General features: G+C 61.1%; 22 protein-coding genes. 14 read left to right on the top strand and 8 right to left on the bottom strand.

Annotated elements, in window-relative coordinates; genetic code table 11:
• The first annotated feature begins 40 nt into the window (after positions 1-40).
• From ACMGF8_RS21695 to ACMGF8_RS21710, 4 genes are read left to right on the top strand one after another with little or no spacing between them, the layout of a single operon-like run.
• Positions 41-955, top strand: a complete 915-nt coding sequence (locus tag ACMGF8_RS21695) for a DUF692 domain-containing protein (RefSeq protein WP_115580162.1) — start codon at positions 41-43, stop codon at positions 953-955.
• Positions 945-1,748, top strand: coding sequence for a hypothetical protein (locus ACMGF8_RS21700; RefSeq protein ID WP_207165957.1), 804 nt, complete (start codon positions 945-947; stop codon positions 1,746-1,748). The genes ACMGF8_RS21695 and ACMGF8_RS21700 overlap by 11 nt, the downstream gene beginning before the upstream one ends.
• A gap of 3 nt (positions 1,749-1,751) precedes the next feature.
• Positions 1,752-4,196: a lantibiotic dehydratase gene (locus tag ACMGF8_RS21705; RefSeq protein WP_416757064.1), complete on the top strand. Its 2,445-nt coding sequence runs from the start codon at positions 1,752-1,754 to the stop codon at positions 4,194-4,196.
• Positions 4,193-5,473 (top strand): MFS transporter, encoded by a 1,281-nt coding sequence (locus ACMGF8_RS21710; protein ID WP_102863388.1) that lies wholly within the window; start codon positions 4,193-4,195, stop codon positions 5,471-5,473. The genes ACMGF8_RS21705 and ACMGF8_RS21710 overlap by 4 nt, the downstream gene beginning before the upstream one ends.
• A 105-nt stretch (positions 5,474-5,578) precedes the next feature.
• Here ACMGF8_RS21710 and ACMGF8_RS21715 read toward each other — a convergent pair whose 3' ends face one another.
• Positions 5,579-6,772, bottom strand: a complete 1,194-nt coding sequence (locus ACMGF8_RS21715) for a contractile injection system protein, VgrG/Pvc8 family (protein WP_416757065.1) — start codon at positions 6,770-6,772, stop codon at positions 5,579-5,581.
• 166 nt (positions 6,773-6,938) lie between these two features.
• Positions 6,939-8,042 (bottom strand): polyamine ABC transporter substrate-binding protein, encoded by a 1,104-nt coding sequence (locus ACMGF8_RS21720; protein WP_207816371.1) that lies wholly within the window; start codon positions 8,040-8,042, stop codon positions 6,939-6,941.
• A 138-nt stretch (positions 8,043-8,180) separates the two neighbouring features.
• Here ACMGF8_RS21720 and ACMGF8_RS21725 point away from each other — a divergent pair, with 138 nt between their 5' ends.
• The 3 genes from ACMGF8_RS21725 (at position 8,181) to ACMGF8_RS21735 (ending at position 10,312) form a co-directional block, all read left to right on the top strand.
• Positions 8,181-8,966 (top strand): response regulator transcription factor, encoded by a 786-nt coding sequence (locus ACMGF8_RS21725; RefSeq protein ID WP_102863385.1) that lies wholly within the window; start codon positions 8,181-8,183, stop codon positions 8,964-8,966.
• Between the two features lie 125 nt (positions 8,967-9,091).
• Positions 9,092-9,514, top strand: a complete 423-nt coding sequence (locus ACMGF8_RS21730) for a hypothetical protein (protein ID WP_102863384.1) — start codon at positions 9,092-9,094, stop codon at positions 9,512-9,514.
• Between the two features lie 15 nt (positions 9,515-9,529).
• A complete protein-coding gene (locus tag ACMGF8_RS21735; RefSeq protein WP_242553861.1) occupies positions 9,530-10,312 on the top strand; it encodes a hypothetical protein in 783 nt (260 codons plus the stop codon).
• A gap of 22 nt (positions 10,313-10,334) precedes the next feature.
• Here the strand turns inward: ACMGF8_RS21735 and ACMGF8_RS21740 are convergent, their stop codons facing one another.
• Both ACMGF8_RS21740 and ACMGF8_RS21745 read right to left on the bottom strand, forming a co-directional pair.
• Complete coding sequence (locus ACMGF8_RS21740) at positions 10,335-10,784, bottom strand: GNAT family N-acetyltransferase (protein ID WP_102863382.1); 450 nt, start codon at positions 10,782-10,784, stop codon at positions 10,335-10,337.
• A gap of 261 nt (positions 10,785-11,045) precedes the next feature.
• Positions 11,046-12,449 carry a PLP-dependent aminotransferase family protein gene (locus ACMGF8_RS21745; protein WP_102863381.1) on the bottom strand — a complete coding sequence of 468 codons (1,404 nt, stop codon included), beginning with the start codon at positions 12,447-12,449 and terminating at the stop codon, positions 11,046-11,048.
• Between the two features lie 87 nt (positions 12,450-12,536).
• On the opposite strand from ACMGF8_RS21745, the gene ACMGF8_RS21750 reads away from it, so the two are divergent.
• The 3 genes from ACMGF8_RS21750 to ACMGF8_RS21760 are packed head-to-tail and all read left to right on the top strand — an operon-like array spanning position 12,537 to position 14,060.
• The gene (locus ACMGF8_RS21750; RefSeq protein WP_207165961.1) at positions 12,537-12,983 is read left to right on the top strand and encodes a GNAT family N-acetyltransferase; all 447 of its coding nucleotides are present in this window, start codon (positions 12,537-12,539) and stop codon (positions 12,981-12,983) included.
• A complete protein-coding gene (locus ACMGF8_RS21755; protein WP_207165962.1) occupies positions 12,980-13,600 on the top strand; it encodes an FMN-dependent NADH-azoreductase in 621 nt (206 codons plus the stop codon). Before ACMGF8_RS21750 ends, ACMGF8_RS21755 begins: the two co-directional genes overlap by 4 nt.
• A gap of 28 nt (positions 13,601-13,628) precedes the next feature.
• The gene (locus tag ACMGF8_RS21760; protein WP_016968757.1) at positions 13,629-14,060 is read left to right on the top strand and encodes a carboxymuconolactone decarboxylase family protein; all 432 of its coding nucleotides are present in this window, start codon (positions 13,629-13,631) and stop codon (positions 14,058-14,060) included.
• Between the two features lie 122 nt (positions 14,061-14,182).
• On the opposite strand, the gene ACMGF8_RS21765 is transcribed toward ACMGF8_RS21760, so the two are convergent.
• Complete coding sequence (locus tag ACMGF8_RS21765; RefSeq protein WP_180988380.1) at positions 14,183-14,770, bottom strand: TetR/AcrR family transcriptional regulator; 588 nt, start codon at positions 14,768-14,770, stop codon at positions 14,183-14,185.
• A gap of 149 nt (positions 14,771-14,919) precedes the next feature.
• On the opposite strand from ACMGF8_RS21765, the gene ACMGF8_RS21770 reads away from it, so the two are divergent.
• The 4 genes from ACMGF8_RS21770 (at position 14,920) to ACMGF8_RS21785 (ending at position 18,869) form a co-directional block, all read left to right on the top strand.
• Complete coding sequence (locus tag ACMGF8_RS21770) at positions 14,920-16,020, top strand: alkene reductase (protein WP_207165963.1); 1,101 nt, start codon at positions 14,920-14,922, stop codon at positions 16,018-16,020.
• A 54-nt stretch (positions 16,021-16,074) separates the two neighbouring features.
• Positions 16,075-16,863 (top strand): SDR family NAD(P)-dependent oxidoreductase, encoded by a 789-nt coding sequence (locus ACMGF8_RS21775; RefSeq protein ID WP_207165964.1) that lies wholly within the window; start codon positions 16,075-16,077, stop codon positions 16,861-16,863.
• Positions 16,864-16,938: 75 nt separating this feature from the next.
• Complete coding sequence (locus ACMGF8_RS21780; protein WP_207165965.1) at positions 16,939-17,808, top strand: alpha/beta fold hydrolase; 870 nt, start codon at positions 16,939-16,941, stop codon at positions 17,806-17,808.
• Between the two features lie 62 nt (positions 17,809-17,870).
• Positions 17,871-18,869: an NADP-dependent oxidoreductase gene (locus ACMGF8_RS21785; RefSeq protein WP_207165966.1), complete on the top strand. Its 999-nt coding sequence runs from the start codon at positions 17,871-17,873 to the stop codon at positions 18,867-18,869.
• Positions 18,870-19,259: 390 nt separating this feature from the next.
• Here the strand turns inward: ACMGF8_RS21785 and ACMGF8_RS21790 are convergent, their stop codons facing one another.
• The 3 genes from ACMGF8_RS21790 to ACMGF8_RS21800 form a co-directional block, all read right to left on the bottom strand.
• Positions 19,260-19,865: a LysE family translocator gene (locus ACMGF8_RS21790; protein ID WP_102863371.1), complete on the bottom strand. Its 606-nt coding sequence runs from the start codon at positions 19,863-19,865 to the stop codon at positions 19,260-19,262.
• 65 nt (positions 19,866-19,930) lie between these two features.
• Positions 19,931-21,427 carry an efflux transporter outer membrane subunit gene (locus ACMGF8_RS21795; protein WP_115580176.1) on the bottom strand — a complete coding sequence of 499 codons (1,497 nt, stop codon included), beginning with the start codon at positions 21,425-21,427 and terminating at the stop codon, positions 19,931-19,933.
• A gap of 11 nt (positions 21,428-21,438) precedes the next feature.
• Positions 21,439-22,557, bottom strand: coding sequence for an ABC transporter permease (locus tag ACMGF8_RS21800; protein WP_416757066.1), 1,119 nt, complete (start codon positions 22,555-22,557; stop codon positions 21,439-21,441).
• Positions 22,558-22,561: the final 4 nt, after the last annotated feature.

Raw genomic sequence — 22,561 nt, forward strand, 5'->3', positions numbered from 1 at the left:
ACGTCGAGGAAGCCTTCCCTTCCTCAAACTGGGCAACCACATGGCTCACTTCGTTAAGCCCGAACCGATTGGTGTGGGTATCCAGTACAACCCCGAGATCCTCGACTGGTTTCCATTTGAGGACATCGAAGTCGATGTGCTGGAAATACTGCTCGACAACATCATGGCCCCTATGGACGGCCCCCAGATCATCAAGCCCGCGGCCCAGGCGATGATCAATCGGCTGTCTGAGAAATTCACCTTGCTGGCGCATTCCAACTACGGTTGCGACTTTGGTTTCAGCCCTCTTGAAGAAACCGCCGCTGTGCAACGCCATGTGCCCCTGGCCAAGATGCTCAACAGCCCATGGGTCGCCAACCATTGTTTTTATGGCGACAACTCCTGGCTGGATATCTGGAGCAGCCCGCTGCAGTTTTCCAATGCAGAGGTTCTGCGCTGCGCCGAACGCGCGAAGGCTTTGCAGGCACATTATGGGATGCCACTGGCCCATGAAAACGCCGCCTATTACTTGCAGTGCCCGGGTGCAGAAATGCGCGAAGCCGAGTTCCTGGCCCGTCTCGTGCAGCAGTCCGGCACCTTCTTGCATCTGGACTTGCACAACATCTACACCAACCACTTGAACCTGAAAGACTTCGACTTGCGCGACTACCTCGACACCTTGCCGTTGGACAAGGTGATCTCTGTGCATCTGGCAGGTGGCAGCTGGCATGAGGGGCTCTACCACGACTGGCATGACTCGTGTGTGCCCGAACCTGTTTGGGATCTGTACCAGGAACTCATGTCCCGCTGCCAACCCTCGGCGATCATCCTCGAATACCAGGGGCAGGCTCACCACGCACTGACTCGCGTGATGGACGCCAACGACGAACACATGATCGTCACCGATGTGCGGCGCGCACAGAACATCTGGAATCACTACACAAAAGCGGCACAGGAGCTGACGCATGGATGCTGAGCAGGTCTGGAAGCTGTGGCGACGCCTGCTACGCGATGAAACACTGCAGCAGCAGTTGTTCGAAGCTCAAGGCGCGACTCAATGGCTGGAACACTTTCCTGATAACGAGCGGGTGATTCTGCAGGCCTATGGCAGTCAGTTTGAACGAGTGAAATGGTTCGTCGAAAACTATCAGTTCCGCTTGGTCAATTCCTTTATCAATGCGCTGGAAACCGGCGCGCCATTGACGCTGCGCGCGCTGCTCAATATCGGCCTGGACCTGCCGGCACTGTCCAAGGCATTCCTGCGCCAACAAGAGTGGTTCGACTACGGGCCAAGAGTGTATGGCTATTGCGACGCGGCATTGGGCTTTCTGCTCGAGCGCCAGGAACTTGCCGACTACCCGCAGATTCGCGACCTGATGGGCCTTGAGCGCGAATCTGTGCGCCTCTACATCGGGCTGGTGGAAACCAGTGCCGCAGTGCCGGGCACTTATCAACGCACCGACGGTGCACGCATTTACCAGAGCCGCTATGCGCTGTCGCACTGGTTGCGTGATAAAAGCCTACTCGGGCGTAGCAGACCGGAGGAAGCCTGCGAGCACATCTTGGTGTATTTGCCCAGCCCTGAGGCGCGCCACAAATTCACCCTGATCAGCCCGCGCGCTGCGTACCTCTATCACTGCCTGGAGCAACCACAGTCACTCGTCAGCTTGATGCAGATACTGGGTTCCAGCGCCGCACAACCCAGCGGTGAAGACTTGGCACTGCTCGATAAGCTGCATCGACTCAACGCCATCAGGATGCCGGCCTAGACCATGGAAAGCTCACAGTACTTCTGGCTGCGCTCGACCGGCTTCCCCATTCATCACTTGACGGATCTGGGCCGATTCGCCGACCTGCCGGCGTGCCGCGCCTTCGAGCAAGACTTCCGCTCCTTGCAGACGCTGAAGGCGACGCTACTTGAAAAGGCCAACGCGCATTCGCCCCAGGCCTGCCGCAAATTCATCCGCAAACTCAACGAGAACCAGGCCCTGCAACCCACCGATCTGCCAGAAGTACTGCGCGAACCTCTCGGTGAGGCTTTGCAACACTGGAATGCTTTGCTCGCGCGAACGTCAGCGCCTGAAGAAGCCGCCCGTGAATATGACGCCTATCTGGAAAGCGCCCGCCAAGGACTGATCGACTTCCTGGATGACGATGCGGTGGCCGAGGCCTTGTTCATCTCCAACCCGTCGGCGTTGACACGCATCCGTGAGCTGATCAGGGATCGGCACAGCAGGAACGACACCCGCAAAAAGCAGAAGCTGCGCTTGGGCTGGAGTTACGCGCAACGTTTCTGCGCCAAGAACGATACCTCCAGTTTTTTCGGACCTTTGGCCTGGGGCCGGTTCGATACCCGGCAGACAGCCAATGTGCATCTGACCCAGGATGACACGGCGTGGATCAAGGATCGCCACACCTTCTTCGAGAATTGGGTGGTACAGCGGTTGGTCGAACAGATCAACCAGCAATGCCCAGACACCGACCGTATGCCCTTGCAGCTCAATACCGGTTGCTACCTGCACGAACAGACCCTGTTCATGCCGATTGGCAAAAGCCAGCGCCTCAACCCGCAAACCGCCCAGGTACTGCAGTACATCAGCGAGCACCAGGATCGAGCCGCCACTTACGCGGGGATATTGAACGACTGCCCGCAAGACGCGGCTGGCACATTGCGCGATCTGCTGGAGCACCTGGTGAGCAAACGTATCGTGCGCCGGGGCTGGCAAATGTCGCCCCGTGAGCGTCACCCCATCGTGCAGCTGCAACGCTGTTTGGCCAACGCGGGGGTATCCGACCCGTTCAACCAGCTCTGGCAATCGCGCCTTGAAGCGCTGGAGGGCTTGCGCCATGACTATGCCCACGGCGACCTGATGCGTCGGACCGAATGCCTGGAGCGCTTGAACCAACTGCTTGGCGAGGCCGGGGTCGACCTCAGCCGAGAAACCGGCGCCATGTATGTCGGCCGTTACCCGCTGTACGAAGATTGTTCGAGAAACATGAACATCAGCCTTGGGCAAGCCATGCTCGACCAAGTCAACCAAGAACTGGCGCCGCTGATGCGCATCAATCAGTGGCTGATCAAAGCCATCGCGCACCAGCTCAATCAGGCCTTCATTGAGGTCTGGGAGCAGCGCCAGGTGGCCAACCCCGGCAAACCGGTTGATTTTCTCGACCTGCTCAACACCCTTGCCCCTCTGTTGCCTGCACTTGAGGCGCGCATCATCGGCGACCTCGATCAGCGCCTGGAAAGCGCTTGGGCGCAACTGCTGCAGGACTTCCCGGGGCATGCCGAAGTGCGTCTGTGTGCTGCGGACGTCGAACGCCTGATCAGCCTGCTGAACAGCCGTCTGGATGTCGAAGGCTTCGAGGTGTTCGGCAGCGACTTTCACTCTCCGGATATCCTGCTCTCCAGCGCCTCGGTCGAGGCTTTCAATCGCGGCGACTACGAAATCATCGTCGGTGAAGTGCACCCGGCAGTTCATACGCTGAGCCAGCCCGTTGCCGCCCCGTTCGGCCCCTTCAATACGCAGATAAACCAACAGGTGGAGGCGATTTTCCAACGCCCTCGCCTGGTACTGGCTGACTCGCCCGAGAGCTATCAGCGCTCCCACATCGACTGGCCACTGCAGCCCTCCTACCTGCAATTGGTGCTGCCGTCTGGCGGCGGTTGTGTCGCAGCGCACCAGCAGTTTGCCGCTGGCAGGGCAAAAGTGCTGCGGGTGAACGGTCGTCTGCAAGTGGTCGACGCCCTGGGTCAGTTCAGCGAAGACTTGCTGTGCGTGTACTCCACGCCCTTGCATCGGCTGGGCTTCGCCCTGGCCGGCAGCGCCGTGGCCAAACACGATCACCGCCGTATCTGGTTGGGCCGGACCCTCTACAAGCGCGCTTCCTGGCTATTTGCCCGCGATCGCCTGCCGGAACCGAAGGGCTCGATCGACGAGCTTGAACACACCCTGCAATGGCGTGCCTGGGCTGGCGCTCACGGTTTGCCCCGCTATGCCTTCGTCAAGATCGATACCGAACCCAAACCGCTGTTCCTCGACTTCGACAACCCTTTGTCCTTCGACGGCATCAGCAATGCGCTGAAGAACGCAGGCCACGTCAAGTTCTCGGAAATGCGACCGTGCCCCGATGAACTTTGGCTTGAAGAGGCACGAGGGCGTTTCTGCTGTGAAATACGCACAACCTTTTCCCCATGCGAGGCTCTTGCGACATGAGTAAAGAAAATGCAGCCTCTTGCGCCAAGGCCGACCAGGAAATAAAGCACACCTTTGTGTACCTGTTTTTGACCATATTCATTCCCTTTGGCCTCGGCCATTTCGTCTCGTACCTGTTTCGCACGGTCAACGCTTTGATCTATGTGGACCTGGAGCAGGAACTGCACCTGCCCGCCAGCAGCATGGGCCTGCTGACCGGCGTGTACTTTCTGACCTTCGCCGCGGCGCAGATTCCGCTCGGCGTCATGCTCGACCGCTACGGTCCGCGCAGCGTGCAGGCCCCCATGCTGTTGTTCGCGGTATTGGGCTCGCTGATTTTCAGCTTCTCCCACACCGAGCTGGGTCTGATCATCGGTCGCGGCCTGATCGGCCTGGGGGTTGCCGGTTCGCTGATGAGTGCGATCAAGGCGTGCACCATCTGGCTGCCGGTCGAGCGCCTGCCGCTGAGTACGGCGTGCCTGTTGTCGGTAGGCGGCCTGGGCGCCATGGCGTCCACCACGCCGCTGCATGAACTGCTCAAGTGGATCTCATGGCGTGAAGCGTTCTTGATTCTGGCGCTGTTGACTCTGTTCGTCAGCGTGGTCATTCACCTGAGCGTGCCGCGCACCTACAAACCCAAGCACACCACTCTGGCCGAAATGTCCAAGGCCGTGGGGACGCTTTACTCCTCGTGGGTATTCTGGCGACTGGCGTTGTACTCGGTGTTTGCCCATGCGATCTACATGTCGGTGCTGTCGCTGTGGATGGGACCGTGGCTGCGCGATGTCGCCCAGCTCAGTGAGTCGAGCATGGCCAATACCTTGCTCTGGGGCACCGTGGCGATGGTGGCAGGCTCGCTGGCCTTCGGCTCGATCACCGACTACCTGCGCCGCTTTGGTGTGCAGCCGATCATGGTGTGCGGCGCCGGGGTTGCGATCTTCATCGTGTTTCAATCGCTGATGATCAGCGGACTGCCGGTGTCGCCGCTGCTGATTGCCATGGGGTTCAGCTTCTTCGGCACCTCCACCACCATGAACTACGCGATCGTAGCTCAGTCGGTATCGCCTGAACTGGCCGGGCGGGTCAGCTCGTCGTTCAACCTGGTGGTGTTCGTGCTGGCGTTCGCCTTGCAATGGTTGATGGGAGAGATCCTGAACCTGTGGCCGGCCAATGGACAAGGGCATCCGGTGGAGGCTTACCAGTGGTCGCTGGGCGTGATGATTGCCTTGCAGGTACCTGGGGTGTTGCTGTGGCTGAGTTTCAAACCGTGGCAACTGAAAACAGCGACGGCGCGGTAAACGCTGGCGGCCAGCTCGTCTTCGTTGACCACAGGTCCGTCAAGCCGCCGCAAAAACCCGTCAGTTGCGCTGCGTATGAACGAGCAAGGCAGGCTCAGCATCGAATCACTGACAGCACAGGCAACCGCTGATCAACGGTTGATCGGGGTCGCTTTCAAGAAAGGTGACCCTGACTTCCACGCCCGTTCGCAGTGGCGTCAATTCACACTGCCAATTGGCAGCGCCCCCTAGCCAACAGCTGCTTTTGTCGTCAAACCGACCTTCCCGATCCCAGGGAAACTTGACCTTGAGCCTCGCGCAGCGCCCATCAGTGCGCAGCGCTTCATCTTCCATGGCAATAACCAGCGCAGTCTGGCTGGGCACCTGCGGTTTCTCGTGAGCCAAAGGCGGACGATAGAGCGCATCCCCCGGCACAAGCATGAAGCGATTGCAGTAACCCGGATGCCGGTCATCGTCAGCCGGGTCGCCACTGGCGGACTCATTCAATACCTGTGGCTGTCTGCCTTCATGGATGACCCGAGTCAGTAGCCATGGCTCATGGCGCTCCTGGCCCGGCGGGCCGGGGATTTCCACAACATGGCCACTGGCTAGCCCGGTTTGCTGACCTTGGCTTTCAAGCGGACGGTAGGCCGCGCGGCGGTGCTCGCCGGCCTGCGGGGTGACCTGCCTGGCGGGCTTGATCAGTCGCTCAGTGGCCCGGCTGTCGCCCTCGGGGGCGACAGCCGTGGCTTGCTCGATCCTGGGAAACACCGCCTGATGATCGCCAAACACCAGCACATGACCTTGAGCACTGTGCTGGAAGTGAAAGTGAATCCCCTCCTCCTCACACAAGCGCTGGATGAAGTGCAAATCCGTTTCACCAAACTGGGTACAGCAATCACGCTCGGGGTAGGTCGAGCCCAACTCGAAGCGGTAGGCATCGCCCAGAATCCCGTGTTCTTCGAGAATCAGGGCAACGATGGCCGGCACCGAAAACTGCTGATAGATCCTCTGGTTGGTACGGTGGCGCAAGTAGGACAGGTGCGGAACCAGGGCCAGGTTGTAGCACTGGGTGTCCGCACATTGGGCGATGTGATAGATGCGCCCGTGAATGCCATGGCCGTGGCCATCGAAAGCCAGGAAGGCCTCCCTGTCGACCAGGCTTTGCAGTTCCAGGTCGGGTCGTTCACTCACACACTCCACCTTGAAAAAGTAAGGCTTGCTGATCGCCTCTTCCCCGGTGAATGCGAGCACTTGAACCTCATGCGCAAAACCGTCGATGGTCAAACAGAAGTGCGTTTGATTGGCTGGGCTGAACATCCACTGTGCTCCTCTTGGATCAGGTATTGAATGGACACAGGCGCATACCGCCAGGCGGGAAAGTTAATTTCCCGCATGACGAATACATTTCAACGAATGTTTTAAATAATGAGCCCGCACTCGCTATGAAACGTGCATGGCGCAGGAGAGGAAGAGTCAAACCCGATCAGATACTGCTCTTCACCTTAGTCCAGACCCGCGTCCGGATGCGCTCCAACTTCAATGGCAGCGGTTCAAGCGGAACCAGTGTTGCGACGGTTGCCTTGTCTGGATATATCCATGGGTTATCGCGCAACTTCTGCTGGACAAACTCGGTGGCGTCCTTATTGGCATTAGGATACAGCGTGTGATTTGACGTTTTGGCAATCACTTCCGGACGCATCATGTAGTTGATAAACGCCAGGCCTTCTTTTGGGTGAGGCGCGTCTTTGAGCAGCACCAGGTTTTCCGACCAGACCAACGCACCTTCGCGAGGCAGGCTGTAGCTGATCGTGCGTCCGGTGTTGGCGCTCTCGTTGGCAGCCTGCGCCGCCAGGGCACCATTGGCCCAGCCCACCACGACACAAATGTTGCCGCCTGCCAGGTCCGTATCGATTTTCGACGAGTCGAAATAAACGATATAAGGCCGGATCTTCAACAGCAGTTCCTGAGCCTTCTGGTAATCATCCGGGTTCTTGCTATTGCTGGGGAGCCCAAGGTAATTCAAGGCAATCGAAATGATCTCGCTGGGCGAATCCAGCATGGCCACACCGCAAGACTTGAGCTTGCTGATGTTCTCTTCCTTGAAGATCAAGTCCCAACTATCGACCGGCGCATGATCACCCAATGCCGCTTTGACTTTATCCACGTCATAGCCAATGCCGGTGGTGCCCCACAAATAAGGCACAGCGTAGCGATTGCCTGGGTCGTTGACCGCCAGTTGGGCCAGGATGGCCGGATCGACGTGGGACAGGTTACTCAGCTGGGCAGGGTCCAGCGGCTGCAGCACCCCCGCTTCGATCAGGCTGGGCAACACATTGGAGGTCGCCACCACCACGTCGTAGCCGGTGCGACCGGCCATGACCTTGCTCTGCATGATCTCGGCACTGTCGAAGGCATCCATGTGAATTCGGGTGCCCGTGGCCTGTTCGAACTCTTTTGGCGTTTCCGGAGCCAGCAGCCCGAACCAGTTGTACAGGTACATCCCTGGCTCTACTGCACCTGCGGATGTACTGATTCCGGCGCAGAGCAACGCGACCGAAAAAACGGTTCGCAAAGGTGATTTTCTCATGCAACATCCCTGTCTAGACGACGTGCCCTCATGGCTGTCGTAAACCTTGAAGGCGAATATACCGAGCCTTGGGCAATAGTAAATACCTACGATTACTTACCCTTGACCCACGATTCCCTAACCCTAAAGGGGTAGAAAATGCCACTCGACCTGCATAGCCTGGCTTGGCACCGCTCGATTGGAAAACTGATCATGCAGCTGAACCGTCCAGACTTCTGGAGTTCGCTTATTCGCACACTCAATGAATATGTGCAGATCGATAACTGGGTCGTGCTGATCTTCAGCAATCAACAAGTACAAGTGGTCAGTCTTCCCGAAGTAGCCGATGTGGAAGAGGTGGATGCGTTTATTCACCTGTATGTAAAGGGGCTATATCTGCTGGACCCCTTTTATATCGCCAATCGAGAAAACCCGCAGAGCGGATTCTTTCACCTGCTGGATATTGCACCGGAGTACTTTCGGGAAACCGAGTACTACCACAAGTACTTTGCGCAATACATTTCTGTCGATGAAGTGCAATACAACATCCAGCTCGATGCCGACAGAACCCTGTGCATCTCCATTGGCAGCGGCGTGCACTTCAATCAAGAACAGATCACGATGCTGGATCTGATCAAGCCGTGGGTCACTGCATTGATGCATCAGCGCATGTGCTTTGAAACAGATGTCGAGAAAAACCTCAGCGCCCCGCCGCAATGGCCCGAAACCATTAGCCAGCTAGGCACACAAATAACCACCCGCGAGAGCGATGTGCTCAGGCTGTTGCTCAGTGGCTTTTCCAACAAGGAGATCGCTGGCAAACTTTCCCTCTCGGCAGAGACGATAAAGGTTCACCGTCGCAACATTTACGCCAAGCTGAACATCAAGTCGCAATCCGAACTCTTCGCTCGATTCTTCATGCCAAAACAGGATGTTCTCTCTTGACGCTATCGACTTCGATGACGATCCCTGCCGGCAAACCGTAAGCAAACCACTGCATAGCCTGGATAACCCCGCATTCCATCAGCAACACCCTCCAAGCCCCTCTCAACACGGATGTCGAACACCCCATGTTTAAAGCCATTCTCTTCGGCCTGCTCTCCTGCGCCCTGGTGCTGCCTGTTTTCGGGCTGGTGATTTCACAGTTTCTCCCGCCTGGGTTCGTTGCCCTTGGCGAACCGGGTTGGAAACAACAGCACAATCAACTGGTCAGCCTGCATAGCGTTCAATGGCTGACGGTGCTGAGCTGGGCCCTCATGGCAGGGCTGGGGGGATTTGTCAGCACCCGGACCCACGCGACCCGCTCCTTGCGTCCCGCCCTCTGGGTCGGGGTCATCATCCTGCTGGTCTGGGGCATTCCCGTGGGGATCTTCTCCTTGAGCCAGATAAGCTGGGTGCATATCAGTTGCTGCCTGGCCATCATGCCGGCGGTGCTGGCGGGGGGTGCGCTGGCGCGCAGAAAGCTGAATCATTCGTCTGAACATCAACAGTGAACAGGTAGCCCTTCGATGGATATCCAATTTCGCGGCAACGCAATGCCTGACAACCCCGCTGCCGGCACCTGCGATGAGTACAGCCTGAGCGGCATTTCCAGCCTGGATGAGCTGATCGACGTCTACCGCCAGATCGCCGACAAGCACCCGGGCTTCAGGCCCCTGCTCTCGCTGGATGACCTGCCCCAGGCCCGCTACACCTGCGGGCATGCACGCAACAACCTGGGGCTGGATGAGGCCTCGGAACAGGACATTGCCCAGTTACCTGCCGAATGCTTCGAACAGGGCGAATACCTGGGCTATTCCACCACCAAAGCCGAGTTCCCGATCTGCTTGCGCAACTTCACCAAGCTGGTGGCCGGCAGCTCGTTCGAAGAGGCTTGCGCCCACGGCCTGACCCTTGACCAGCCCGCCCTGCAGGAATGGATGGACTATCAGGACAACCCGGTTTCACTGCTCGACCAGCCTCTCTCGGCGCTCCTGGTTCCGGTCGAGCATGCCTGCCAGGCACTGGCTGCGTTTCCCAACGGCTATTTCAGTTGCGACCTGGGCCCCGCGCAAAACTATGCGCTAGCGCGCCATTTTGCTCAGGCCCACGGTTATGAATTGATCGGGGTTGGCGCGTCTTACCTCGGTTTCCTGCGTGCAGCGCCTGCCGACCTGCACGTCGCCAACGCCGTGGCGAAGGATTTTTGTGCGCTCTACAACACCCCTGAAGAGAACCGGCAAGCGGTGACTTCAGCGGTCGTCCAGGCGATCCGCGAGCGGACACACCTGTGGCTGCGCTACGTGGAATGACGCCGGGAGAAAGGGTGTGGATTCACAGGCTCAGCCGCTTCTCCATCGGCTGATAGATCAGCCCGGCAAACTCACCCTCCTCCCCAGCCAAGGCAAAACCGTAACCTTCGTAAGCGGCCACTGAGGACAGAGACGCTCTGACGGTTACCACATCGGCTCTGGCCTGCTCCAGAGCTGCGCTCACCAAGCGTTTGCCAACGCCGCGACGCTGCCACAGCGGCGCAACGAACAGCATCGCCACATGGCGCCCTTCCTTGAGCTCGATCAGTCCGACCAGGGTTCCCTCTGCGACACAAACCAGCATCAGGTTGTCACTCGCCATTCGTTCGGCAAACGCCTCCTTTGCCGCCACCTTGGCGAAGGTTTCCACGCCCTGCGCTGACAGCGAAGGCGCAACTGCCAGCATGAACGCTTCCAGGCAAAGGGCTGTGGCGCTCGGCAGGTCTTCGTGAGTCATCTTGCGTATCTGCACAGTCGTCGTCCTTGGCTTGAGTGGAGTGTTTCTATACCAGAACACCCAACCTTGCGATACGCAGCAACGCCACGGCAAACAGACACCTCGTTCAGCGATGTCGCTGCCTGCTTCGGCAGGGTCGGCATAACCACGCCGCCACATGCGTTCCCTTTTCAAGCTCAGAAAAAAGTGCTGCATCGCGAAGTGGTCCCGGCGGGACTGTTGCGACTCAAACCTTGCTGCGGGCCATTTCGCGCCAGTAACAATCAGTTTCCTTCTTCACTGGATGACTTGCGCCAAGCGCAGCGCCAGCGTCGATGCCTGTTCGGCACTGGCAACGTTGGTGAAGCCCATCCCCAGCCCCTGCCTGGACTGGGCCTCCAGGTACCACTGTGACAGCGGCTCAACCGCGATGCCCACCGCCCGGGCGCGCTGGGCGAACTCGACATCATTCCCTTGCCCAAGACCGGCGACCAAGTGCATGCCGCCTGCTTGAGGGTTTATCTGTAAACCCTCGGCAAACTGTTGATGCAACGCATCGATCAGCCATTGACGGCGTCGCGCGTAGAGGCCGCGCATTTTATTTAGATGCCGTGCGAAGTGACCCTCGTTGAGGAAGGCGGTGACGGTCGCTTGAAGCAGGTGCGGGCAGTGATTGTGCAGACGATCCGCCTGACGGGCGAACGCTGGGGTCTGTTCGGCGGGCACCACCAGGTAAGCCAGGCGCAGCCCTGGAAACAGGACTTTGCTGAAGGTGCCGGTGTAGAGCACGCGGCCCTGCTGGTCGAGGCTCTTGAGGGCCGGCAAGGGCTTGCCCTGGTAGCGGTATTCGCTGTCGTAATCGTCCTCGATGATCCAGCTGCCTTGGCGGTTGGCCCAGTCCAGCAGGGCCAGGCGCCGCGGCAGGGACAGCGACACCCCCAGCGGGCTCTGGTGGGTCGGGGTGACCACGGCAAAGCCGGCCTCTGGGGCGCGGGCGATGCCTTGGGCGACGTCCAGGCCCTGATCGTCCACGGGCACCGGCACCAACTGCGCGCCGGCTTCCAGCAGTGCGTTCCTGGCCATGAAGTAGCCGGGCTCCTCCAGCCAGCAGGTGGCGCCTGGACGCATCAGGGTGTGGCTGATCAGGTCGAGGCAGGCGCGGTAGCCGGCGCAGACGAAAATCTGCTCCGGGTGGCAGGTGATGCCGCGGGAAATCCCCAGGTAGGAGGCAATGGCCGCCCGCAACGGGGCGTAGCCGCGAGCGTCCGGGTAGACCAGGCCTTCGACGCCCGCCTGGCGCAGTTGCCGGCCCGCCAGGCGGGTCCAGAGTTTGCGCGGAAAGGCGTCCAGCGCTGGCAGGCCCATTTGCAGTGCCAAGGGCGACATGCCGGCATGGGTGGCTTGATGGGTCGTTGCAGCCACCGGGGCGCGCTGCGTGGGCGCACAAATCGGCGCCAGTTGCGGGGTGACAATGGTCCCGGCGGCCCCGCGAGCAATCAGGTAGCCCTCGCCTATCAGCAGTTGGTAGGCGGCTTCCACAGTGCCCCGCGCCAGGTTCAGCTCCGCCGCCAAGGCGCGAACCGCCGGCACGCGGTCTCCCGGACGCAGGCGGCCATCGGCGATGGACTCGCGAAACCGCTGGTACAGCTGGCGATAGATCGGCGCCGTCTGGCTGCGGTCCAGTTCGAAAGGAAGGATCATGGCCTAGTCATTTATGCATTTTTTGGCCCTGTAGCTTAAGCCATTGGCCTTCTACAGTGGGTCATCTCTTTGCAGCGGATGACGGACATGCCCTACACCCTTCAACACCTCGATAGCGAAGCGGCCCTGGCGGCCAGTTTCGACGTGATGCGTGTCTTGCGCCCGCACCTCACCCACCCGGCGGCCTATGTCGCCCAACTGGCCCGGCAAACCGAACAGGGCTACCGCTTGCTCGCCGCGTGGGACGCCGAGCGCATCGTCGGCCTGGCCGGTTACCGCGAGCTGGAAAACCTGCTCTACGGACGCTTCATCTACGTCGATGACCTGGTGGTGAGCCCGGAGCTGCAGCGCAGCGGCCTGGGAGCGCGGCTGTTGAGTGCGGTGCGGGATGAGGCCGTGCAGCGTCAATGCGATCACTTCGTGCTGGATACCGGCCTGCATATGCCTCTGGCCCAGCGCTTCTATTTCCGCCAGGGGTTGCTGGCCCGCGGCATGCACTTCACCCAGCGGCTTCGTGGTGGGGAGCCGGCATGAACACTGTCCTGTTGATCAACGCCAGCCCCCATGGCCAGGTTTCCCAGGGGCACCGGCTGGCACTGGAGCTGCTGAGCTCCCTGCGCCAACGCTATCCGCAGCTCGCACTGGTCGAGCGCGATCTGGGGGCGCAGCCGTTGCCACCGCTGGGCCTGGACTACGCCCACGCCCTGACCACCGCCACGCCCTTCGACGCGCCGTTGTTCGAGGTGTCCGAAGGGCTGATTCGTGAGTTGGAGCGCTGCGATGTGCTGCTGATTGCCACGCCCATGCACAACTTCACCCTGCCGGCGGCGCTCAAGCTGTGGATCGACTACGTGCTGCGCATTCACCGCACCTTCAGCTCCGGCCCAGAGGGCAAGGTCGGCCTGCTCAAGGACCGCCCGGTGCATGTGCTGGTGAGTTCCGGCGGTTTTCACCAGGGCGAACGGGCACGCCAACCGGACTTTCTCACGCCTTACCTGCGCCAGGTGTTGAACACTCTTGGCCTGTTCGACCTGCAGTTCACCTATCTGCAGGGCTTGGTGTTCGGTGACGAAGCGGTGCGCGCAACCCTCGACGAGGCCCGCAGCGCACTGTCCTTGCAGCCCCTGTTCAACCCCCTCGTTTGTGCCTGATCACTTTTTTCCATATCGGAGTTTCACCATGAGCCAACTCAGACTGCCCTTTGCCACTTTGTCGCCGGCCGCCTATCAAGGCCTGCTCGCCACCAACACCGCCCTGGCCGCCAGCCCCCTGGGCCTGCCCTTGCTGGAGCTGGTGTATTTGCGCGTGTCGCAGATCAACGGCTGCTCGTTCTGCCTGGGCAAGCACTCACAGACCCTGCGTGAATGTGGAGTCGCCCAGGACAAACTGGATTGCCTCGCTGGCTGGCGCGTCAGCGAACTGTTCAACGACCGCGAACGCGCCGCCCTGGACTGGGCCGAAACCCTCACCTATGTCCACGACAAGGGCGCGCCGGACGCACTGTACGAACCGCTGAAAGCGCACTTTAGCGAGGTCGAGATTTCCGACCTGACCTTGGCCGTGTCCTTGATGAATGCCTTTAACCGGCTGGCGGTGGGCATGAAGCTCTAAGAGCAAGCAGAGCCCAGCAGCCTCAATGGTTCAGCCGTTAACCGTTCGCGCGGGTGCGTCCACCGCCGGGGCTGCTGCGGGTGCTGGTGCGCCACACCACTATCGGCTTGAATCGTCGCCCTTCACGCCGGCTGGTCTTTATCAACCGGCAACGAAGCAAACATCTCAGCGCGGCACACCTCAAGAATCTCATCCGCCAGCGCCGAATCATCCGGGCAGGCACGGGACAAAATAATCGCACCGACCGCACGCGACAGCAGGTCGATCATTTTCTGCCTGCCCTCACCCGGTGCGGCATCCGGCCGGGTCGGGTATTTGTCCCCCAGGGTTTTCAGGGTGTGCTCGATCCCTTCGGCAAACCTCGCTTTCACATCATCCGATTGACGCGCCGCGTCGCCACCCAATGCGGCCATGGTGCAACCGCCGCCACGTTCGTCGCGGTGTTCTCGGGTCACATAGACGTCGATGAAGCCAGGCACATCGAGCGCTTGCAGGCCAGCCAGCGACTTGGCAAGGCTGCAGGCCGAGGCCTCGGCCATGAGGTCGGCCTTCGAACCGAAATGCTTGTAGAAACCTCCATGGGTGAAACCGGCCGCCGCCATGAGGTCCGACACCCCCACACCGTCGAAGCCGCGCTCACGGAACAACTCTGAGGCCGTTTCAACGATGTGCTCTCGATTGGCCTGCGCCTGAGCCTTGCTCACTCTCACCTGCAATACCTCCTATACATCGGAAAATCATGGGCCCGATCATACATAGATGTCGATCATAATCAAAACCGTTGACAGCTTAGATTTCGATCATCATCCTAATTGCACGCACCACCGACCTCCACCCACGGGCACGCAAGAGACACCAGATGACCGATCAGAACCTGTTCACCCCTTACACCCTCGGCGCCCTCGCGCTGTCGAACCGCATCGTCCTCGCGCCACTGACCCGCAACCGCGCCGGCGCAGGCTCTGTTCCCAGCGAATTCGCCGCCACCTATTACAGCCAACGCGCTAGCGCCGGCTTGCTGATCAGCGAAGCCACGCAGATTTCCCAACAGGGCCAGGGCTATCAGGACACCCCCGGGATCTACACCCAGGCGCAGATTGAGGGCTGGCGCACCGTGACCGACGCCGTGCACGCCAAGGGCGCAAAGATCTTTGCGCAACTGTGGCATGTCGGCCGCGTATCCCACGTTGACCTGCAAGAAAACGGCGCCGCCCCCGTGGCCCCTTCCGCGTTGCGCGCGGCCACCCAGGTGTTCGTCAACAACCGCTTTGAAGACGCCAGCGAGCCGCGCGCACTGGACATCAGCGAACTGCCGGGGATAGTCGCCGATTTCCGCCAGGCCGCGGCAAACGCCATTGCCGCCGGCTTCGACGGCGTGGAAATTCACGGCGCGAACGGCTACTTGCTGGATCAGTTCCTCAAGGACAGTGCCAACGTGCGCACCGATGCTTACGGCGGCTCGATTGAAAACCGTGCGCGCCTGTTGCTCGAAGTCACCGCAGCCGTGATCAATGAAATCGGCGCAGATCGCACCGGGGTGCGCTTGTCGCCGGTGTCGCCGGCCAACGGTGTCTCCAGCAGCAATGCGCAGGCGCAATTCGATTACCTCGTCGATCAACTCGACGCCCTCGGCGTGGTTTACCTGCACATGGTCGAAGGCGCGACCGGTGGCCCGCGTGACGTGGCGCCATTGGATTTCGCCGCCCTGCGCCAGCGCTTCAAAAACACCTACATCGCCAACAACGGCTATGACCTGGAGCTGGCGACCTCGCGGCTCGCCGAAGACCAGGCCGATCTGATCGCCTTCGGTCGCCCGTTCATTGCTAACCCGGATCTTGTGGAGCGCCTGCAAAGCGGTGCGCCGCTGTCCGCCTTCAATCCCGCCACGCTCTATGGCGGCGGCGCGACGGGCTATATCGACTACCCGACCTTGGCCGAGTCGGGCGCCGGCGCCAACTGAGCCCTACCCGCTCACACCAGTTGCCTGTCCCTTTCCTGAAAGAGAGATACCCCCATGAACACTCGCCCTACCGTTCTCATCACCGGCGCCTCCAGCGGCATTGGCGCCACCTACGCCGAGCGCTTTGCACAACGCGGCCACGACCTGGTGCTGGTCGCCCGCGATCAGGCGCGCCTGGACGCACTGGCCGCCCGATTGCGCAGCGAGCACGAGGTCGCCGTCGAGGTGATGAAAGCGGATTTGACCCAACTCAGCGATCTGACCACCGTTGAAGCCCGCCTGCGCGACGACGCCCGCATCGGCATCCTCATCAATAATGCCGGCGCCGCCCTGTCCGGCAGCTTCGTCGAACAAAGCACCGACAGCGTTGCGCAACTGGTCGCCCTCAACACCACCGCGCTGGTGCGCCTGGCCAGTGCCATTACCCCGCGCCTGGCCAAGGCCGGCGATGGCGCGATCATCAACATCGGTTCGGTGGTGGGCCTGGCGCCGGAATTCGGCATGACGGTGTATGGCGCGACCAAGGCTTTCGTGCTGTTCCTGTCTCAAGGCCTGAGCCTGGAGCTGGCGCCCCGGGGCGTGTACGTGCAGGCCGTGCTGCCGGCGGCGACCCGCACGGAGATCTGGGACCGCTCCGGCGTCGACATCAACACCCTGAGCGACATCATGGAAGTCGGCGATCTGGTGGATGCCGCCCTGGTCGGTTTCGATCGGCGCGAACCGGTGACCATCCCGCCGCTGCAACAGGCCGAACGCTGGGATGACCTGCAGAACGCGCGTCAGGCCCTGCTGGGGCAGATCCGTCAATCCGAGGTTGCCCAGCGTTACCAGGCCCAACAATGATCGTCAGATAGCGAGCATTCGCGGCGGATTCGCGGCAGGCACTGCGACGAATCCGCTCCGCTGTTCGGAGTAGCAATGAATCCCATACAGACAACTCGCGCCCCGGCTAAGCAGACCTCGTTCATCGACGCGGCGAACCAGTCGATCATGGTCAGGGGCATTCCCTTCGCCTACCGCGATACCGGTCCCGTGGGCGGCGTGCCCCTGGTGCTGTTCAACCATTGGGGCGCGGTGCTGGACCACTTCGACCCGGCCATCATCGATGGACTGGCCCAGACCCGGCGGGTCATCACCACCGACTATCGCGGCATCGGCGGCTCGGGTGGCAGCGCGCCACTGACGGTCGGCGAAATGGCGCAAGACGCCATTGAGTTGATCCAGGCCCTGGGGTTCAAGAGTGTCGATGTACTGGGCTTTTCACTCGGCGGCTTCGTTGCTCAGGAGATCGCCCTCAAAGCCCCCGAATGGGTGCGCCGCTTGATTCTCACCGGCACCGGACCGGCCGGTGGCAGCGGTATCGACAAGGTCGGCTCGGTGACCTGGCCCTTGATGCTCAAAGGCTTGCTGACCTTGCGCGATCCCAAGGTCTACCTGTTCTTCACGTCGACGGACAATGGTCGCCGAGCCGCCTCGGCGTATCTGCAACGGCTCAAAGCACGCCGAAAAAATCACGACAAGGGCCCGACGCCGAGGGCTTTCCTGCGGCAGTTGCAGGCCATCACGGCATGGGGCAAACAGACGCCGCACGACCTGCAACACCTGAAAACGCCGACGCTGGTGGTCAACGGCGACAACGACCTCATGGTGCCCAGCGTCAACTCGCGCGCCCTGGCTGAGCGCATCCCCCATGCGCAGCTTGTGCTGTATCAGGACGCCGGCCACGGCAGCATTTTCCAGCACCACACGGACTTCGTGACCCGGGTATTGAGGTTCCTTGATGACTGACAGCACCTGGCCGCAACCGCAACAGCCCCCTACTGACGCCAACCCAACAGAGCCGCATACCCATGAAGGCATTTTCAATTGATCGCTACGGCAAGAACAGCGGACGCCTGAGCGAAGTCCCCACGCCCGAGGTGGGCCCCCACGATGTATTGATCGAGGTTCATGCCAGCAGCGTCAACCTGCTGGATTCGAAAATCCGCCAGGGCGAATTCAAGCTGATCCTGCCTTATAAATTGCCGCTGATATTGGGCAATGACCTGGCAGGGGTCGTGCTCGAAGTCGGCCCGCAAGTGCGGCGTTTCAAACCCGGCGATGCCGTTTATGCTCGCCCGCCGCAAACGCGGATCGGCACCTTTGCCCAATGGATCGCCGTGCATCAGGACGCGGTCGCTCTCAAGCCGGCCAACATCGACATGGCGCAAGCCGCGTCCATTCCCCTGGTGGCCCTGACTGCCTGGCAAGTGCTGGTGGAAACCGCGCAACTGAAAAAAGACCAGAAAGTGCTGATCCATGCAGGCTCAGGCGGCGTCGGCACCCTGGCCATCCAGCTTGCCAAGCACCTCGGCGCCTTTGTCGCGACCACCACCAGCACGGGGAATGTCGAATGGGTCAAAGCCCTGGGCGCCGATCAGGTGATCGACTACAAGCAGCAGAATTTCGAAAGCCTCTTGCATGGCTACGACCTGGTGTTGAACAGCCTCGGTGCCGATGTGCTGGAGAAATCCCTCAAGGTCCTCAAGCCCGGCGGCCAGCTGATTTCCATCTCCGGGCCACCCACGGTGCAATTCGCCCAGGAGCAAGGGCTGGCCTGGCCGTTGCAGCAGGTCATGCGCCTCTTGAGCTTCGGTATCCGGCGCAAGGCGCGCCAGCGGGACGTCCGCTACGCCTTTGTGTTCATGCGGGCCGATGGCGCCCAGCTGCAACAGATCACCGCGCTGATCGAGGCCGGCATCATCAAGCCTGTGGTTGACCGCAGCTTCAGTTTCGAATCGACGGCAGAGGCCTTGCAGTACGTCGAGCAGGGACGAGCCAAGGGCAAGGTGGTGATCAAGATCAAATGACCACAGCGCCTACCGATGACCCGACTGAATCGACGACAGCCCCTGAACCCGACGAGGCAACGCCAGCGCAGGCGCCGGACAAACCTGCACCGCAAGTGCCGGCGGATGTTGTTGCACCGCCGATTCTTTGGCGCCGCTTGATGCTGGAGCCGTAGCGAAACCGCGTGAGTTCGCCCGGGTTCCGGTCGTCACCCGGGCCGGCTAAACCTCGGCAGACGCCCCCTCATCGGCTTCGCGCAGAATCCGTTCAAGCGCCGGCCGCGTCCACTTTTCCCAAGGCAACTCATCCTGCCCATCCCCCGGGTGACGATACTCTCCGGCATCAAACGCGAGGTAGATGGAAAAGGCCGGCTCGGGCATGTCAGCGTTCAAGGACAGATCAACAAACACCTACACCGCACGAACCACGGTGTAAGTGAGGGTGGCGGAAAACAGCGCCAGAACGACGGCGGTGCCCCGGGAAAACAGCGGTCCAGAAACCCGCCCCAGGTATTCGGCTCGAATGCCCGCCCCCAGCGAGACCCAGAGCAAGGCTATTGGCGCCAGTGCCAGGAAGAAAGCGCTTAATGACGGCAGGAACCCTCCCAGGCTGGCGAATGAGCTGGCCGGGAAGATCACACTGGCGAAGATCAGCCCCTTGGGGTTGAGCAAGGTGGCAATCAACAGGTGCCGTGGCCAGCTCTCAAAGCGCTCGGTGTGCTGGGCTCCGGTGGTGGAAGTCTTCCAGGTCTTCAAGGCCAGCGCCGCGATGTACAAGGCGCACAGCAGCTTGATCAGGTGGATCAGCCACGGGTAGTCGTGGGACAGCAGCACAAGCCCCCAGCCCCAAGTGCAGATCGAAACGGTGTAGCCGAGCATTTCGATCAACACCAGTGGCAGCGAGCGCAACACGCCGAACTTGAAGCCCGAGGCCAGCAGCAAGGTGTTTGAGGGCCCCGGCACTACCAGTATCAGGGACGAAAAAAGCGCGATCTTGTAGAGGTCATCCATTTGCATGGCTTCCTATTCCGTTAGGAAAGTGGGTCTGTGGGGAGTGCTGCCAGAGGCAGCGTTTCAGGGGCTCAGGTGGAATGCCTACCCATGGATTTGTAAATGCTGATCAGGTGAGTACGCAGTTGACTGTCGCTATTGACCAGGTCGCGCTGCGCCTCCAGCACGGTGCGCTGCGCTTCCAGTTCCTCCAGGTAGCTGGCCTCCCCGGCCGCGTACCGGACGCGGGTCCACTCATAGGTGCGGGCCTTGCTGTCATAGCTGTCCTTGAGGTGCGCGGCACGCTGGTATTCGTTGTGGTAGCGGCTCATGGCATCGTCCACTTCCTGCCAGGCTGCCAGTACGGTCCGGTGAAATGCCACGGCCGCCTCTTGCTGTTCGAGAGTGCGCAGGACCACGGTCTTGCTGCGCCGCCCACGGTCGAACAGCGGCAGGTCCAGGCGCGGCCCTACCGACCAGGTGCGGCTGCTCCAGTCGGCAAACTGGCCGCTCTTGTAGGATTCGAAGCCGAAGTCGGCCCCCAGCATCACGCTCGGGTACAGTTCGGCCTCGGCCACTCCGATGCCCGCCGTCGCCCGGTGCAAGCGGGCCTGGGCCGCGCGGATGTCCGGACGCTCCCGGGCCAGGTCGCCAGGCAGGCCCAACTGCAGGTTGGGCAGCGGGCGGCTCAAGGCATTATCAGGCCGCTCCGCGAGCAAGGTTTCCAGGGCTCCGGGATGCTCCCCCAGCAACAGCGCAATACGGTTGCCCGCCTGGGTGTGCAGCGCCTTCCAACCCGGTATCTGTGCATGCAGCGAGGCCAGCCGTGCCTCTTGGCGTTCCACCGCGAACCCGTCTTCCTCGCCCTCCCGGGCCTGGACGGCAACCACTTGCAGGTGCGCGGCCAGGATCTGTGCCTCCTGCTCCAGAAGACGGGTCTGGCGCTGTGCGGTACGCACTTCGAAGTAGTTTCGCGCCAGCTCGCTGGAGACACTGAGCAACACGTCGTCCAGGGTCGCGGCCGCACCATCGACCTCGGCCTGGGCGGCTTCACCCAGGCGTGACACCCGCCCCCAGAGATCCAGCTCCCATGAAACGTCGAACCCGGCCTGGTACAGGCTATAAGGGTCGGTAAGCACCTTTTCCAGGGCATCACTGTCGCTGCCCAAGGCTTCAAGCATTCGATTGTTCGGCGCGTACCGGCTTTGCCGGTTTCGCGAAGCCGCCGCGGAAAAGGACACTTCGGGCGTTTCCAGGGAAGCGACTATCTGGCGTTGCAACCGCACCTGGGCAAACCGCAGCAAGGCCGTGTGCAGGTCCGGGCTGCCTTCGCGCACCTGGGCCTGCAGCTGGTCCAGCACCGGGTCGCCAAACACCTGCCACCAGTTGCCGTCTGCGGTGTGCGAGGTGGTCGCCGGGGCTTTGCCCGGCACCGAAGAGGCTGGCGGGCCACTGTGCCAATCCGTCCAGCGTTCCGGGCTAGGTACTGCCGGCGCCTTGAAATCGGGCCCGACGGTGCAGGCGGTAATGGCCAGCAGCATGGCCAGCGTCAGCCCATTACGCAGGTATCCAGAGTGAGTAGTTTTCATGACGTTCCTTATCACACCAATCGATTGCGAAACAGCCACGCAGCCAGCGGCAGGGTCACCAGCGCAACGGCAAACATGGGCACCAGGTTCCAGGACACATCCGCCAGCGTTGCCCCCTCCAGGTAGATCCTCCTGACCAGGTCGATGGCAAAGCGCAGCGGATCGAGATAGGTCAGCAGTTGCAGGGCCTCGGGCATGCTGTGCACCGGGGTGACCAGGCCGGAGAGCAGGATCAGCGGCATCATCAGCACGAAGGTGTACACCATGGCCTGCTGCATGTTGGCCGACAGCGCCGAGATCGACAGCCCGATGCCCACGCAGGCGCTGGTGAAGACGAACAGCCCCAGGTACAGGTCCAGCACGGAGCCGATCATGGGGATCTTGAACCAGAACAGGCCGATGAGGAGGATCAGGCTGGACTGCAAAAGACCGATCAGTACCGACGGCAGTGCCTTGCCCAGCAAGATCACGAAAGGCGTCAGCGGAGTCACCAGCAACTGGTCGAAGGTGCCCTGCTCGCGCTCCCTGGCTACCGACAACGCCGCCAGCATCAGGGTCTGGATCATGCTCAGCGCGGCGATCAGGCCCGGCACTATGTTCCAGCGGGTTTGCAGGTTGGGGTTGAACCAGGCACGGGTCTCCAGGCGGATCGGCGCGTTGTCCACCGCCAGGAACTGCTGGTTGAAGTCAGCCACCAGGTTGGCGATATGCCCGGCCGCCATTCCCGCGGTCGTCGAGTTGCGACCATCCAGGATCAACTGCAAGCCGGCGTTTTCATGCCGGCTCAGGCGCTCGTCGAAGTCTGCGGCGATATGCAGCACCAGCAAGGCACTGCCCCGGTCGATCACCGGGGCGATCTCATCGACGCTGGTCAGGGTCGACACTCGGGCAAACACCCCGGAGGCATCGAAGCGGGCCAAAAGCTCTGTCGAAGCGCGCCCCTGGCTCTGATCCAGCACGGCATAAGGCACGTAGTTCAGGTCGTAGGTGGCGCCGTAGCCGAACAGCAATGACTGGACGATCGCCGGGGCAATCAGGATCACCCGGTTGGCCGGGTCCTTGACGATGGCCAGGAACTCCTTCTGAAACAGGAACAGCAACTCGCGTAGGAAATTCATTAGCTTGTCCATGGCT

Source organism: Pseudomonas sp. BNK-7, from assembly GCF_048072025.1.
GTDB lineage: Bacteria > Pseudomonadota > Gammaproteobacteria > Pseudomonadales > Pseudomonadaceae > Aquipseudomonas > Aquipseudomonas danubii.

Coding starts and splice junctions, on each gene's coding strand:
- ACMGF8_RS21705 (WP_416757064.1), top strand. CDS start 1,752: ATGGAAAGCTCACAGTACTTCTGGCTGCGCTCGACCGGCTTCCCCATT.
- ACMGF8_RS21770 (WP_207165963.1), top strand. CDS start 14,920: ATGACCGATCAGAACCTGTTCACCCCTTACACCCTCGGCGCCCTCGCG.
- ACMGF8_RS21735 (WP_242553861.1), top strand. CDS start 9,530: ATGGATATCCAATTTCGCGGCAACGCAATGCCTGACAACCCCGCTGCC.
- ACMGF8_RS21755 (WP_207165962.1), top strand. CDS start 12,980: ATGAACACTGTCCTGTTGATCAACGCCAGCCCCCATGGCCAGGTTTCC.
- ACMGF8_RS21730 (WP_102863384.1), top strand. CDS start 9,092: ATGTTTAAAGCCATTCTCTTCGGCCTGCTCTCCTGCGCCCTGGTGCTG.
- ACMGF8_RS21695 (WP_115580162.1), top strand. CDS start 41: ATGGCTCACTTCGTTAAGCCCGAACCGATTGGTGTGGGTATCCAGTAC.
- ACMGF8_RS21790 (WP_102863371.1), bottom strand. CDS start 19,865: ATGCAAATGGATGACCTCTACAAGATCGCGCTTTTTTCGTCCCTGATA.
- ACMGF8_RS21785 (WP_207165966.1), top strand. CDS start 17,871: ATGAAGGCATTTTCAATTGATCGCTACGGCAAGAACAGCGGACGCCTG.
- ACMGF8_RS21795 (WP_115580176.1), bottom strand. CDS start 21,427: ATGAAAACTACTCACTCTGGATACCTGCGTAATGGGCTGACGCTGGCC.
- ACMGF8_RS21760 (WP_016968757.1), top strand. CDS start 13,629: ATGAGCCAACTCAGACTGCCCTTTGCCACTTTGTCGCCGGCCGCCTAT.
- ACMGF8_RS21800 (WP_416757066.1), bottom strand. CDS start 22,557: ATGGACAAGCTAATGAATTTCCTACGCGAGTTGCTGTTCCTGTTTCAG.
- ACMGF8_RS21710 (WP_102863388.1), top strand. CDS start 4,193: ATGAGTAAAGAAAATGCAGCCTCTTGCGCCAAGGCCGACCAGGAAATA.
- ACMGF8_RS21700 (WP_207165957.1), top strand. CDS start 945: ATGGATGCTGAGCAGGTCTGGAAGCTGTGGCGACGCCTGCTACGCGAT.
- ACMGF8_RS21745 (WP_102863381.1), bottom strand. CDS start 12,449: ATGATCCTTCCTTTCGAACTGGACCGCAGCCAGACGGCGCCGATCTAT.
- ACMGF8_RS21750 (WP_207165961.1), top strand. CDS start 12,537: ATGCCCTACACCCTTCAACACCTCGATAGCGAAGCGGCCCTGGCGGCC.
- ACMGF8_RS21720 (WP_207816371.1), bottom strand. CDS start 8,042: ATGAGAAAATCACCTTTGCGAACCGTTTTTTCGGTCGCGTTGCTCTGC.
- ACMGF8_RS21775 (WP_207165964.1), top strand. CDS start 16,075: ATGAACACTCGCCCTACCGTTCTCATCACCGGCGCCTCCAGCGGCATT.
- ACMGF8_RS21715 (WP_416757065.1), bottom strand. CDS start 6,772: ATGTTCAGCCCAGCCAATCAAACGCACTTCTGTTTGACCATCGACGGT.
- ACMGF8_RS21725 (WP_102863385.1), top strand. CDS start 8,181: ATGCCACTCGACCTGCATAGCCTGGCTTGGCACCGCTCGATTGGAAAA.
- ACMGF8_RS21780 (WP_207165965.1), top strand. CDS start 16,939: ATGAATCCCATACAGACAACTCGCGCCCCGGCTAAGCAGACCTCGTTC.